We start from the raw sequence: 12,294 nt of genomic DNA on the forward strand, positions 1-12,294 counted from the left end.
CCGGTCGCGCCGCCCGCCCCCCCCGGGCGGCGCGACCGGCCCCCGGCGCACCCCCACCCCCCTCATCGCAACGCAAGGAACCCCCATGCGCATCCTCCTCGTCGGCGCCGGCGGCGTCGGCACCGCCGTCACCCGCATAGCGGCCCGGCGCGACTTCTTCGAGGCGATGGTCGTCGCCGACTACGACCTCGCCCGCGCCGAGGCGGCCGTGGCGGCCGTCAACGAGGCCGCCCCCGACGCCCGTTACACCGCCGTCCGCGTCGACGCCTCCGACTGCGCCGCCGTCGCGGCGCTGCTGCGCGAGCACCGCTGCGACCACCTCCTCAACGCCACCGACCCGCGCTTCGTGATGCCGCTCTTCCAGGCGTGCTACGACGCCGGCGTCAACTACCTCGACATGGCGATGTCCCTCTCCCGCCCGCATCCCGAGCGCCCGTACGAGGAGTGCGGCGTCAAGCTCGGCGACGAGCAGTTCGCCGCCGCCGCCGACTGGGAGGCCAAGGGCCTCCTCGCACTGTCCGGCGTCGGCGTGGAGCCGGGGCTCTCGGACGTCTTCGCCCGCTACGCCGCCGACGAGCTCTTCGACACGATCGAGGAGGTCGGGGTGCGCGACGGCGCGAACCTCACCGTCGACGGCTACGACTTCGCGCCCTCCTTCTCCATCTGGACCACCATCGAGGAGTGCCTCAACCCGCCCGTCGTCTGGGAGCGGGACCGCGGCTGGTTCACCACCGAGCCCTTCAGCGAGCCGGAGGTCTTCGACTTCCCCGAGGGCATCGGCCCGGTGGAGTGCGTCAACGTCGAGCACGAGGAGGTGCTGCTCATCCCGCGCTGGGTGGACGCCGGGCGGGTCACCTTCAAGTACGGGCTCGGCAACGAGTTCATCGAGGTCCTGAAGACCCTGCACAAGCTCGGCCTGGACCGCACCGAGCCGGTCGCGGTGCGCGGCGCGCGGGTCTCCCCGCGCGACGTGGTCGCCGCCTGCCTGCCCGACCCGGCGACGCTGGGCGACCGGATGCGCGGCAAGACCTGCGCCGGGACCTGGGTGAAGGGCGTCAAGGACGGCGCCGCGCGCGAGGTGTACCTCTACCACGTCGTCGACAACCAGTGGACGATGGCCGAGTACGGCAGCCAGGCCGTGGTCTGGCAGACCGCGATCAACCCGGTGGTGGCGCTGGAGCTGCTGGCCACCGGCGTCTGGTCGGGCGCGGGCGTGCTGGGCCCGGAGGCGCTGGCGCCGAGGCCGTTCCTGGACCTGCTCACCGCCTACGGATCGCCGTGGGGCATGCGCGAAGGCGGCTGAACGCCGTAGCGCCGCCCCCGCCGCGCCGGATCGCCCCGATCCGGCGCGGCACCCAGGCCGCCAGCCGCGCGTACCCGATGCCCACCGCGAGGCTGGCGAGCAGCCCGGCCAGCGGGTCGGTGAAGAGCGGGAAGACGGCGTAGTGCGTCAGGTAGACGTACAGCGAGGAGGAGGCCAGCACCGCCGCCGCCCGGTTGAGCAGCTTCGTGCCCGGCAGCCTCGGCACCCAGATCAGCAGCGCGAGGCCGGCGACGATGAACAGCGCCCGCTGCGGCTGCGGGACGTCGAAGAGCCCGGGGACGGTCACGACGACCGCCAGCGTGAGCACCAGCCGCTGGGAGACCCGCGTCGCCCGGGCCGCCGCCCAGCCGAGCGCGAAGATCCAGAAGACCATCAGCGGCGCCAGGTGCGGCTTGTGCGAGCCGAAGGTGAACCCGCCGTGGTGCAGGGCGATTCCGAGCGCGGTGACCGCCAGCGGGAAGGCGAAGGGGAAGCGCCGCTCGGCGCGGTCCAGCAGGGGTACGCACAGCAGCGCGGCCAGCGCCGTCAGGAAGTACACCAGCGCTTCGACGAACCAGTAGTTCAGGCCGCTGCCGGTGTCGTAGGGGCCCAGCACGCTGGCGAGCAGCAGCGGTTGGGTGATCTGGTACTCCTCGCGCACCGTCAGCATGGTGAGGGTGATGCACAGGGTGCTGGGCACCACGACGCGCAGCACACTGGCGCGGATCCTACGGGCCCGCTCGCGGGCTCCGTGCGAGGTGAGCAGGAAGCGGGCGAAGTTGTAGCCGGCGACCCCGAGCAGCACGTGCGCGCCGCCCGGCAGCCGGAAGAGCGGGATGTGGGTGCCGACGATGAGCACGATCCCCACCGCCCGCAGCAGCACGCCGGTCTCTATCTCGCGTATGCGGCCCCGGGCCGCGCCCTGGTCCGCCTCCCCGTCGGCGGCGGCGAGTTCGGCGATCGTCCGCAGGTGCCAGCCCTCCGGCAGCCGTCCGAGGGCCTGCTCCAGCCGGACGGACAGCTCCACGTAGCTCAGCGAGTCGCCGCCGAGCGAGGTGAAGCTGCCGTGTGCCGGGACCTGCTCGGGCGGCAGGTCCAGGATCTGCCCGTAGAGCGCGCGCAGCCCCGCCGCGGAGCCGGGAGCCGCTTCGGGCGGTGCGTCGTGCGGTGCGTCCGCCGCGGCCGGGGCGGAGGGGTCGGGGGCGGCGTGGGCCCGTACCGCCGCGTAGTCCGGCTTCCCGGAGGCCAGCCGCGGCAGCTCCGCCACGCAGCGCACCCGGATCGCGCGCGGCGGCAGTCCGCACTCCTCGGCCACCAGCCGCCGCACCCGGCGGGCGTGGGGGGCGGCCGTGCGCGCGGCGATCAGCAACTCGCCGTCGCCGCCCGCGCACAGAGCGGATATGCCGTGCTCCGCCAGCAGCCCCTCGACGCGCTGGGGGTCGATCCGCAGCCCCAGGATCTTGGCGAAGCGGCTGCTGCGGCCCGTGATCTCGTAGAGCCCCTCGGGGGTGCGCCGGGCGAGGTCGCCGGTGCGCAGCTCGTGCACGGTGCGGCCGAGCGCCAGGTCCGCCGGGGCGGTGGCGTAGCCGAGCATCACGTTGGCGCCGGTGTAGACCAGCTCGCCGGAGTCGGAGTCGGTATCGGCGCCCGCCTCCGGTGCCGCCAGCCGGAACTCGCCGCCGGGGATCGGCACCCCGATCGCCGTCGGGTGCGCGGCCGCCAGGTCCGGCGGGAGGTAGGCCATCCGCGCGGTCGCCTCCGTCTGCCCGTACATCACGAACAGGTCCCAGCCCCGCTCGCGCCCCAACTCGGCGAAGCGCCGCACGCGTTCGGGCGCCAGCCGGCCGCCGGCCTGGGTGACGTAGCGCAGGTGCGGCAGCTCCATCGAGGCGAAGCCCACCCGGTCCAGCAGGTCGAAGGTGTACGGCACGCCGGCCAGCGTGGTGGCCCGCGCGGTGCGGAAGAGGTCCCAGAAGCAGGTGTCCGCGACGGAGAGCTCGGTGAGGACGAGCGCCGCGCCGCGCAGCAGGTGGCTGTTGACGACGGACAGGCCGTAGCAGTAGTGCACGGGCAGCGTGGTGGCCGCCCGGTCGCTCTCGCGGATGCCCAGGTACGAGGCGATGGCCGCCGCGTTGGACTGCAGGTTCTCCTGCGAGAGGCGGACCAGTTTCGGGGAGCCGGTGGAGCCCGAGGTGCTGAGCAGCAGGGCCAGTTCGGGGTGGAGCTCGTGCGCCGTGTACGAGGGGTCCGCGCGCCGCTCCTCGATCCGCAGCCCGCCCGCGCCGTCGGCGGTGAGCACCACGTCGGGGTCGTAGGCGGCGGTCAGCGAGCGCAGCGCCTGCCCGCTGCCGCCGGGGACGAGCAGCAGCGGATGGCCGGCGGCCAGCGCCGCCAGGTAGCCCACCAGCGCCTCGGTCCGGTTGGCGCCCGCCAGCAGCACCAGCCGGCGCCCGGAGCCCAGCTGCCCGGCCGACTCCGACACCCGGGCCGCGAGTTCGCGGTACGACAGCTCGCCGTCCGCCGTGATCAGGGCGGTGCGGTCACCGTGCGCCGCCAGATCGCGGACGAAGGGGACGGGGCGGATGCCCGCCTGAGCGGGCGCGGGGAGATGCACGGATGTGGCCCTTTCCACGACGAGACCGGTCGCCAGGCCTTGTGTTTGTCATTTAGGTTAGCTTTACCTTATTCGTAGCACGTCCGCCCAGTCCTCACGGAAGGCCCGACCGACATGCGGAGCCCCCTGGCTCGCTCTCTCGCCGCCATAGCCGCGGCAGCCCTCGCCCTCCCGGCCCTCGCCGCCTGCGGCGCCGACGACACCGACGCCAAGGGCGGCGGCGACTCGCTGGTGATCTACTCCGGCCGCAGCGAGAAGCTGGTCAAGCCGATCCTCGACGAGCTGGAGAAGGCTGTCGGCACCAAGGTCGAGGTGCGCTACGGCGAGAGCGCGGAGCTGGCGGCGCAGATGCTGGAGGAGGGCGGCAAGACCAAGGCCGACGTGTTCTTCTCGCAGGACGCGGGTGCCCTGGGCGCGCTCTCCAAGGAGGGGCTGCTGGCGAAGCTGCCGCAGACCGTCCTTGACGAGGTCGACCCGGCGTACCGCGGCCACGCGGGCGACTGGGTCGGCGTCTCCGGCCGCTCCCGCGTCATCGCGTACAACCCGGACAAGACCGCCGAGGCGCCCGACAGCGTGCGTGACGTGGTCAAGCCCGAGTGGAAGGGCAAGGTCGGCTACGCGCCCACCAACGCCTCCTTCCAGACCTTCGTCACCGGCATGCGCGTCCTGGACGGCGACGACGCCACCCGCGCGTGGCTGAAGGGCCTGAAGGAGAACGGCAAGCCCTACGACAACAACCTGCGCGTGCTGGACGGCGTGGAGGCCGGCGAGGTCTCCCTCGGCCTGGTCAACCACTACTACTGGTACGAGCGCGCCGCGGAGAAGGGCGCCGAGAACCTCAAGAGCAAGCTCCACTTCCTCCCCGGCGGCGACCCCGGCGCCCTGCTCAACGTCGCCGGCGCGGGCATCGTGAAGGACTCCGGCCAGGACGCCGCCGCCCGCAGGGCCGTCGGGTTCCTGCTCTCGGAGAAGGCGCAGACGTACTTCGCCGACCACACCAAGGAGTACCCGCTCATCAAGGGCGTGAGCCCGAGCGAGGGCGTCCCGCCGCTGGACACCCTCCAGGCCCCCGAGATCGACCTGGGCAGGCTGGACACCCTCCAGGAGACCCTGGCGATGCTCCAGGACGCCGGGCTGGTCTGACCGGATGACCGACGCCGCCGTCACACGGGAGCGTGCCACCGCCCGCCCGGCCCCCGCGGACGCCGCGGGGCCGGGCGGGCGGCCGTCCGCGCCCCCTGCCGTACGGGCCCGCAGACCCGCCCTGATCCTGCTGGTCCCCGCCTGCCTCGCCGCGCTCCTCGCCCTGCTGCCGCTGGGCTACCTCGGCGTCCGCGCCCTGGAGCGCGGCCCCGCCTACGCCTGGGACGTCGTCGCCGACGCGCGCACCCTCAGCCTGCTCGGCCGCAGTCTGGGCCTGGCCCTCACCGTCGTCGCCCTCAGCCTGCTGATCGGCGTCTCGCTGGCCTGGCTGACCGTACGCACCGACCTGCCCGGCGCCCGCGCCTGGGCGGTGCTCGCCACCCTGCCGCTCGCCGTGCCCAGCTACGTCGCCGCCTTCGCCTGGCTCTCCGCCTCGCGCCAACTGGCCGGCTTCACCGGCGCGGTGCTCGCGCTCACCCTGGTCAGCTTCCCGTACGTCTACCTGCCCGTCGCCGCCGTGCTGCGCGGCATCGACGCCGCGCAGGAGGAGGCCGCCCGCTCCCTGGGCCTGGGCCCCGCCGCGGTCTTCCGCCGGGTGACGTTGCCGCAGCTGCGGCCGGCGGCGGCCGGGGGCGCGCTGCTGGTCGCGCTGTACGTGCTCTCCGACTTCGGCGCCGTCTCGCTGCTGCGCTACGACACCTTCACCCGCGCCATCCACACCTCCTACCGGGCCAGCTTCGACCGCACCCCGGCCGCCGCGCTCAGCGTCGTGCTGGTGCTGCTCACCGTCGCGCTGGTCGCCGCCGAGGCCCGTACGCGCGGCCGGGCCGGCCACGCCCGTACCGGCTCCGGCACCGCGCGCCCGGCGCTCCCGGCGCGGCTGGGACCCTGGCGGGCGCCCGCGCTGGCCTGGTGCGCGGCCGTCGCCGCCGTCTCCGTCGCCTTCCCGCTGGGCACCCTCGGCTACTGGCTCACCGCCGGCAACTCGGGCAGCTGGGAGCCCGGCCTGCTGCTCGACACCGCGCTGGCCACCCTGGGAGTGGCCGCCGCCGGCGCCGTCTTCACCGCGCTGCTCGCCCTGCCCGTCGGCGTGCTCGCCGCCCGCCACCACGGACGCGGCGCCCGGCTGCTGGAGCAGGCGTCCTACGCGGGCCACGCGCTGCCCGGCATCACCGTCGCGCTCGCGCTGGTCTTCTTCGCCGTGCGCTACGCCTACCCGCTCTACCAGGAACTCCCGCTGCTGGTCGGCGCGTACGCGGTGCTCTTCCTGCCCGTCGCCGTCGCCGCCACCCGCGCCGCGGTGCTCCAGGCGCCCCCCGTGCTGGAGGACGTGGCGCGCTCGCTGGGCCGCTCACCGCTGCGGGTGCTGCGCGAGGTCACCGTGCCGCTGGCCGCGCCCGGCGTCGCGGCGGGCACCGCGCTCACCTTCGTCGTGATCATGAAGGAGCTGCCGGCCACCCTGCTGCTGCGGCCCACCGGCATGGACACCCTGGCCACCCGGCTGTGGACGGAGACCGCCACCGGCTCCTTCGCCGCCGCCGCCCCCTACGCCGCGGCGCTGATCCTGCTCGCCGCCATCCCCTCCTACCTGCTCGGGAGACACCGCGCATGACCGATCTCGAGATCCGCGGCCTCGCCAAGTCCTACGGGCAGCGCGGCGCCGGCGCCCCGGTGCTCGACGGCCTCGACCTCTCGGTCCCCGCCGGTGCCCTCACCGCGCTGCTCGGCCCCTCGGGCTGCGGCAAGACCACCCTGCTGCGCGTCATCGCCGGCTTCCTGCCCGCCGACGCCGGCACCGTCACCGTGGGCGGGCGCGTCCTGACCGGCCCCGGCGTCCACCTGCCGCCCGAGCGGCGGCAGGTCGGCATCGTGCCGCAGGAGGGCGCCCTCTTCCCGCACCTCAGCGTCGCCCGCAACGTCGCCTTCGGCCTCACCGGTCCCGGGGCGCCGGGCCGCGGCGAACGCCGGGCGCGCACCGAGGAGATGCTGGAGCTGGTCGGCCTGGCCGGCTACGGCGCGCGGATGCCGCACGAACTCTCCGGCGGCCAGCAGCAGCGCATCGCCCTGGCCCGCGCGCTCGCCCCGCGCCCCGCGCTCGTCCTGCTCGACGAGCCCTTCAACGCCCTGGACACCGCGCTGCGCGCGGAGCTGCGCGCGGACGTCCGCGCGGCGCTGCGCGCCACCGGGGCCACCGCGCTGCTCGTCACCCACGACCAGCAGGAGGCGCTCTCCACGGCCGACCTGGTCGCGGTGGTACGCGGCGGACGCATCGCCCAGTGCGCCGCGCCGCAGGAGCTGTACCGCAGCCCCGCCGACCCCTGGGTGGCCGGCTTCGTCGGCGACGCGGTACTGCTCCCCGCCGTGGCGGCCGAGGGCTCGGCGAGCACCGCGCTGGGCCGCGTCGCGCTGCGGCCGGGCACGGGCGGTGGGGGCGGTACGGGCAGCGGGGGCGGTGAGGGCGACAAGGGCGGCGAGGGCACAGTGCTGCTGCGCCCCGAGCAACTGCGCCTGACCGCCGCCGAGTCGGCGCAGGTCAGCGGCACGGTCGAGGACGTCTGCTTCTACGGGCACGACGCCATGGTCACCGTACGGGTGGCAGAGCTGGAGCAGCCGGTGGTCGTGCGCGTCGCGGGGCCCGTACCGCTGGAGCCGGGGGAGCGCACGGGACTGGCGGTGGCGGGGGAGGCGACGCTGCATCCGTGAGGGCTGCTGAGGGGCCGGGGGATAGCCCCCGGCCCCTCACCTGCCCCTCAACGCCCCAGCCGGTCCAGGGTCTTGCGCAGGGCGCCGATCCGGTTGCTGGTGATCGAGTCCACGCCCATCGCCGCCAGCCGGCGCATGGTGCGCGGCCGGTCCGCCGTCCAGACGGAGACCAGGCGCCCCTCGTCGTGCACCCGCCGGACGGTCTCCGGCGCCACCAGCCCGAAGCGGTAGTTGAACCAGCGCGGCTCCAGTGCTCGCAGCAACCCCTCGGTGGGCCGCGGCAGATGGCGCTTCACCGAGAGCGCGGTCTCCGCCTCCGGCTCGGCCTCCTTCACCGCGAGCAGCGCCCGGGTGCTGCCGCAGTAGTAGACCCGCCCCGCGGCCCCCGCCGCCGCGACCTCGGCGACGACGGCCTTGGCGGTACGAGGATCGCCCTCCGGCAGGTCGATGAACGACCGCACGCCCTCGGGCGCCCGCCCCATCACCTCCAGCGCGGCGCCCAGCGTGGGCACCCCGCCGCCGGTCAGCAGCCGCAGCTCCTCGTACGTCAGCTCGTCCAGCGCCTCGTCGTGGCCCCACAGCCGCCACAGCGTGTCGTCGTGCAGCAGGACGGGCACGCCGTCGCGGGTCAGCCGGACGTCGAACTCCACCGCGTCCGCGCCCGCTTCGAGCGCGGCCCCGAGCGCGGGCAGCGTGTTCTCCCGCGCCCGGTACGGGGCGCCGCGGTGCGCCACCGCCAGGGGACGGCCCGGCCGGGCGCTCAACGCGGCCACGCCGCGAGGTAGTCGTCGATCTCGCCGGTCAGCCGCGCCTTGCCGGCGGCGTCCAGGAAGGACGCCTCGACCGCGTTCTTCGCCAGCCCCGCCACCCCGGCCTCGTCCAGGTCCAGCAGCCGGGTGGCGACCGCGTACTCGTGGTTGAGGTCGGTGCCGAACATCGGCGGGTCGTCGCTGTTGACCGTCACCGGCACGCCGGCGGCGACGAAGTCCTTCAGCGGGTGCTCCTCCATCGTCGCCACCGCGCGGGTGGCGATGTTGGAGGTCGGGCAGACCTCCAGCGCGATGCGGTTCTCCGCCAGATACGCCAGCAGCTCCGGATCGCGCGCCGCGCTGGTGCCGTGCCCGATGCGCTCGGCGCCCAGCTCGCGGATCGCGTCCCAGATTGTCTGCGGGCCCGTCGTCTCCCCGGCGTGCGGTACGGAGTGCAGCCCGGCGGCGCGCGCCTTGTCGAAGTACGGCTTGAACTGCGGCCGGGGCACGCCGATCTCGGGCCCGCCCAGACCGAAGGAGACCAGCCCGTCGGCGCCTACGTCCACCGCGAGCCGCGCGGTCTCCTCCGCCGCCTCCAGACCCGCCTCGCCCGGGATGTCGAAGCACCAGCGCAGCGTGACGCCCAGCTCCGACTCCGCCGCCGTGCGCGCGTCCTCGACGGCCTCCATGAAGGCGAGGTCGGGAATGCCGCGGCGCACCGAGGAGTACGGGGTCAGGGTCAGCTCCGCGTAGCGGATGTTCTGCCGCGCCATGTCGCGGGCCACCTCGTACGTCAGCAGCCGTACGTCCTCGGCGTCGCGCACCAGGTCCACGACGGAGAGGTAGACGTCGATGAAGTGCGCGAAGTCGCGGAAGGTGAAGAACTCCTTCAGCGCCTCGGGGTCCTTGGGCACGGGGGAGTCCGGGTGCCGGGCGGCCAGCTCGGCGACGATGCGCGGGGAGGCGGAGCCGACGTGGTGGACGTGCAGCTCGGCCTTCGGCAGTCCGGCGATGAACGAATCGAGCACGGTGGCACCCGTTTCTGCGGTTGGGATCTTCTGGGTCGGCCGCGGCGGCCGCGGGGCCTGCGGTCGGGGACCATCGTAGGCCGCAAGATCCAGACAGGGGGCGCCCATACCCCTCCTCGCGGTGCGACCGTATTCTTAATGGCCTCTCACCAGGAGGATGCGTGAGCACCGAACAGCCCGAGGGCGGACGGCCGTCCCTGTCGAAGGACGACCGGCCGGCGGGGGCGCCCGGGCCGGCGGACGCCGCGCCCGGCACGCCGCGGACGGACGTGCAGCCCCCGGCCGCGGCACCGGTCGTGCCGCCCGCTCCCATACCGGCCCCCGGGCCCGTACCGGTGGCGCAGCCCGGACCCGCCGGACCGCCGCCCATCCCCCCCGGCCCCGGCGCCCCGTACGGGCAGCCCCCCGGCGCCTACCCGCCCGCCCCCGGCAGCCCGTACGCGCAGCCCCCCGTCGCCGCGCCGTACCCCGCGCCCTACGGCGTCCCGCCCCAGCCCGGCGCGCCCTACGCCGCGCCTCCCGGGCCGTACTACCCCTACGGCGACCCCTGGGCCCCCGCCCTCCCCGCCCCGCAGAACGGCCTCAGCACCGCCGCCATGATCGTCGGCATCGTCGGCGTCGTGCTGTCCCTGGCCCTCATCGGGCTGCCCCTCGGCATCCTGGCGCTGATCTTCGGCATCGTCGGCCTGCGCCGGGCCCGCCGGGGCCGGTCCACCAACCGGGGCCAGGCCCTCACCGGCGTCATCCTGGGCCCGCTCGCCATCCTCGCCTCCGCCGGGATGCTCGCCGCCTTGATCTGGGGGGCGGACGGCAGGCTCGGCCAGATCAACCCCGACACCACCACGACCCAGCCGCTGGGCGAGTCGGTCGTCTACGACGACGGCCTCACCGTCACCGCCGTGGAGGAGTCGCTCGACGGCGACACCCTGACGGTCCGCGTCAGCGTCGAGAACGACACGTCCTACGCGGTCGACCTCTCCAAGGCCGAGGTCTACGCCTACCCCGCGGCGGACCCCGACGCGATGCTCGGCCTCGACGACAGCCGGGGACTGCCGCCGATCCTCACCGGCGACAGCACCGTCACCGGCGAGTACGTCTTCGATCTGCCCGCCGAGCCCGGCGAGGTCGAGATCGAGGTGGCCCCCGGCGCCCAGTACGGCTACGCGCACTGGTCGACCGACGAGGCGGTCGGCGGAGCGCGGCAGTCGGCATGGGCGCCCGGACGTCAGGTGTGCGCCCCCGCGTGCGCCTGAGCCGCCCCTCGTGCTCCGCGCGCCGAAGACAGTGCGGTAAAGCCGCGTAAGGATGCGGCCGCAGGCCCCTCTCCCTCGTGACAGCCGGTCGCAGAAGACCGGCCGCGACGGAGGAGCTGGCGATATGACTGGTGGCGCGGGGGCCAGGAGCGCACTGGAGTGGCTGGCGGCGGCCGCACCGGATCCGGTGTCCTGCCGATGGGAGTGGGAGCGCAATCCGCTGGGAGTGGCCCTGCTGCCGGCCGGGCGGCTGTGGGATGTGCTCATCCTCCCCGGCGAACTCGGGCACCCCACCCTGGACGTGCTGGGCCGGTGCCTGCCGCGGCCCGGCCCGGTGCTCGCCGACTTCGGCGGCGCCCGGCTGGGCTTCTTCGTGCCACCGGGCACCGCCGCCCGGTGGATCGCCACCGGCGTGCGCGGCGCGGGCAGCGGGACCTGGATCGTGGTCCCCCACCCGGCCCGCGCCGCCGGCGGCGTCCGCTGGCTGGTCCTCCCCGACGGCTCGGGCACCCTCACGGACCCGGCCCTGCTGGAGCTGGCGATGCACGAGGCGGCGGCGCTCATCGGCCGCGGCCGTTGAGAGGCCGCCGGGTGGCCTCCACCGCGCGGACGGAGGCCACCCGGCGGCCTCTCGCGGCCCGCCGCACCGGCGTGAGCAGCAGCACCGCGAGGCACCAGCTCGCCGCCACGTCCATCGGCCAGTGGTACGCGTGCCACACCAGCCCCAGCCCGCAGCCGACGATCAGCAGCCCGGCCGCCGCGGCCACCAGCCGCCGCGCCCGTACGCCGCGGACGCAGTACGCGACCAGCAGCGCCGCGCCCCCGTAGGCGACGGCGGAGGTCGCGGCATGGCCGGAGGGGAAGTAACCGGGATACGCGCCCAGCGGAGCCAGATCAGGTCCCCGCCGCGCGAACTCCTCCTTCAGCGGTACGACGACCGCCGGCACCAGCGCCATGGCCACCGCGGCCGCCGACGCCGCCGCCCCCAGCCGCCGCCACCCCGCGCGCCACAGCGCGAACCCCGCCGCCGCGGCCAGTACGGGCAGCGCCACCGCCCCGTTCCCCAGGTCGGCCAGCGTGTGCGCCACCTTGATCGGCGGCCGGTGCGCGACAAGGTCCGCGGCCAGGCTCTCGTCCGCCGCGACGAGCGGCCCGCCGACGGCGACCTGCCAGCCGAAGAGGGCGAACAGCAGGGCCGCCAGCACCGGAAGCGTCCACCCGGACAGAACCGCCCGCTCGGGCGCCGGGGGGATGGCACCTGAGCGGGCGGTTCGTACGGTCCGCCCGTCCCGGGGGGTGTGGGACGAACGGGGTTGCGGTCGGTGAGGAGGTTCTGTACGGAAACGGTACGGCAGCGAGCCCGGCCCGGACAGGCGCATCACCCGTCCCCCATCGGGCCCCCACACTTTCTTCACCGAAAACCTCCGCGCGCGCTCACTCCCGTACGCGGACAGCGCGGGAGAAGACGATTTCGACGCGAGTAGGACGAACGGGCCATCCC

The 12,294-nt window shown here is 75.0% G+C and carries 10 protein-coding genes; 6 read left to right on the forward strand and 4 right to left on the reverse strand.

All coding sequences use genetic code 11. The features are described 5' to 3' along the window. The first annotated feature begins 85 nt into the window (after nucleotides 1-85). Nucleotides 86-1,303 (forward strand): saccharopine dehydrogenase family protein, encoded by a 1,218-nt coding sequence (locus ACFQLX_RS08880; protein WP_386413595.1) that lies wholly within the window; start codon nucleotides 86-88, stop codon nucleotides 1,301-1,303. On the opposite strand, the gene ACFQLX_RS08885 is transcribed toward ACFQLX_RS08880, so the two are convergent. Continuing rightward, nucleotides 1,260-3,917 carry an AMP-binding protein gene (locus ACFQLX_RS08885; RefSeq protein WP_386413597.1) on the reverse strand — a complete coding sequence of 886 codons (2,658 nt, stop codon included), beginning with the start codon at nucleotides 3,915-3,917 and terminating at the stop codon, nucleotides 1,260-1,262. The genes ACFQLX_RS08880 and ACFQLX_RS08885 overlap by 44 nt on opposite strands. 114 nt (nucleotides 3,918-4,031) lie before the next feature. On the opposite strand from ACFQLX_RS08885, the gene ACFQLX_RS08890 reads away from it, so the two are divergent. The 3 genes from ACFQLX_RS08890 to ACFQLX_RS08900 are packed head-to-tail and all read left to right on the forward strand — an operon-like array spanning nucleotide 4,032 to nucleotide 7,763. Beyond that, nucleotides 4,032-5,060, forward strand: a complete 1,029-nt coding sequence (locus tag ACFQLX_RS08890; RefSeq protein ID WP_386413598.1) for an iron ABC transporter substrate-binding protein — start codon at nucleotides 4,032-4,034, stop codon at nucleotides 5,058-5,060. 4 nt (nucleotides 5,061-5,064) lie between these two features. Beyond that, the gene (locus tag ACFQLX_RS08895) at nucleotides 5,065-6,672 is read left to right on the forward strand and encodes an ABC transporter permease (RefSeq protein ID WP_386413599.1); all 1,608 of its coding nucleotides are present in this window, start codon (nucleotides 5,065-5,067) and stop codon (nucleotides 6,670-6,672) included. Further along, nucleotides 6,669-7,763 carry an ABC transporter ATP-binding protein gene (locus ACFQLX_RS08900; RefSeq protein WP_386413600.1) on the forward strand — a complete coding sequence of 365 codons (1,095 nt, stop codon included), beginning with the start codon at nucleotides 6,669-6,671 and terminating at the stop codon, nucleotides 7,761-7,763. The genes ACFQLX_RS08895 and ACFQLX_RS08900 overlap by 4 nt, the downstream gene beginning before the upstream one ends. 47 nt (nucleotides 7,764-7,810) lie before the next feature. Here the strand turns inward: ACFQLX_RS08900 and ACFQLX_RS08905 are convergent, their stop codons facing one another. Together ACFQLX_RS08905 and ACFQLX_RS08910 are read right to left on the reverse strand one after the other, a co-directional pair. Continuing rightward, the gene (locus ACFQLX_RS08905; protein ID WP_386413601.1) at nucleotides 7,811-8,536 is read right to left on the reverse strand and encodes a glycerophosphodiester phosphodiesterase; all 726 of its coding nucleotides are present in this window, start codon (nucleotides 8,534-8,536) and stop codon (nucleotides 7,811-7,813) included. Beyond that, nucleotides 8,524-9,648, reverse strand: a complete 1,125-nt coding sequence (locus ACFQLX_RS08910; protein WP_386413603.1) for an adenosine deaminase — start codon at nucleotides 9,646-9,648, stop codon at nucleotides 8,524-8,526. The genes ACFQLX_RS08905 and ACFQLX_RS08910 overlap by 13 nt, the downstream gene beginning before the upstream one ends. Nucleotides 9,649-9,701: 53 nt before the next feature. On the opposite strand from ACFQLX_RS08910, the gene ACFQLX_RS08915 reads away from it, so the two are divergent. Next, nucleotides 9,702-10,793 (forward strand): DUF4190 domain-containing protein, encoded by a 1,092-nt coding sequence (locus ACFQLX_RS08915; protein ID WP_386413605.1) that lies wholly within the window; start codon nucleotides 9,702-9,704, stop codon nucleotides 10,791-10,793. A 124-nt stretch (nucleotides 10,794-10,917) separates the two neighbouring features. Next, nucleotides 10,918-11,373 (forward strand): hypothetical protein, encoded by a 456-nt coding sequence (locus tag ACFQLX_RS08920; RefSeq protein WP_386413607.1) that lies wholly within the window; start codon nucleotides 10,918-10,920, stop codon nucleotides 11,371-11,373. On the opposite strand, the gene ACFQLX_RS08925 is transcribed toward ACFQLX_RS08920, so the two are convergent. After that, entirely contained in the window at nucleotides 11,354-11,998 is a 645-nt protein-coding gene (locus ACFQLX_RS08925; protein ID WP_386413608.1) for a phosphatase PAP2 family protein, read from the reverse strand. The genes ACFQLX_RS08920 and ACFQLX_RS08925 overlap by 20 nt on opposite strands. Between the last annotated feature and the right edge of the window lie 296 nt (nucleotides 11,999-12,294).

This window comes from Streptomyces polyrhachis (assembly GCF_042663125.1).
GTDB classification, from domain to species: domain Bacteria; phylum Actinomycetota; class Actinomycetes; order Streptomycetales; family Streptomycetaceae; genus Streptomyces; species Streptomyces polyrhachii.

Bases quoted from the DNA above. Each gene is read 5' to 3' on its own strand.
- ACFQLX_RS08900 (WP_386413600.1), top strand. From the start codon at position 6,669: ATGACCGATCTCGAGATCCGCGGCCTCGCCAAGTCCTACGGGCAGCGC.
- ACFQLX_RS08880 (WP_386413595.1), top strand. From the start codon at position 86: ATGCGCATCCTCCTCGTCGGCGCCGGCGGCGTCGGCACCGCCGTCACC.
- ACFQLX_RS08910 (WP_386413603.1), bottom strand. From the start codon at position 9,648: ATGGGCGCCCCCTGTCTGGATCTTGCGGCCTACGATGGTCCCCGACCG.
- ACFQLX_RS08890 (WP_386413598.1), top strand. From the start codon at position 4,032: ATGCGGAGCCCCCTGGCTCGCTCTCTCGCCGCCATAGCCGCGGCAGCC.
- ACFQLX_RS08920 (WP_386413607.1), top strand. From the start codon at position 10,918: ATGACTGGTGGCGCGGGGGCCAGGAGCGCACTGGAGTGGCTGGCGGCG.
- ACFQLX_RS08895 (WP_386413599.1), top strand. From the start codon at position 5,065: ATGACCGACGCCGCCGTCACACGGGAGCGTGCCACCGCCCGCCCGGCC.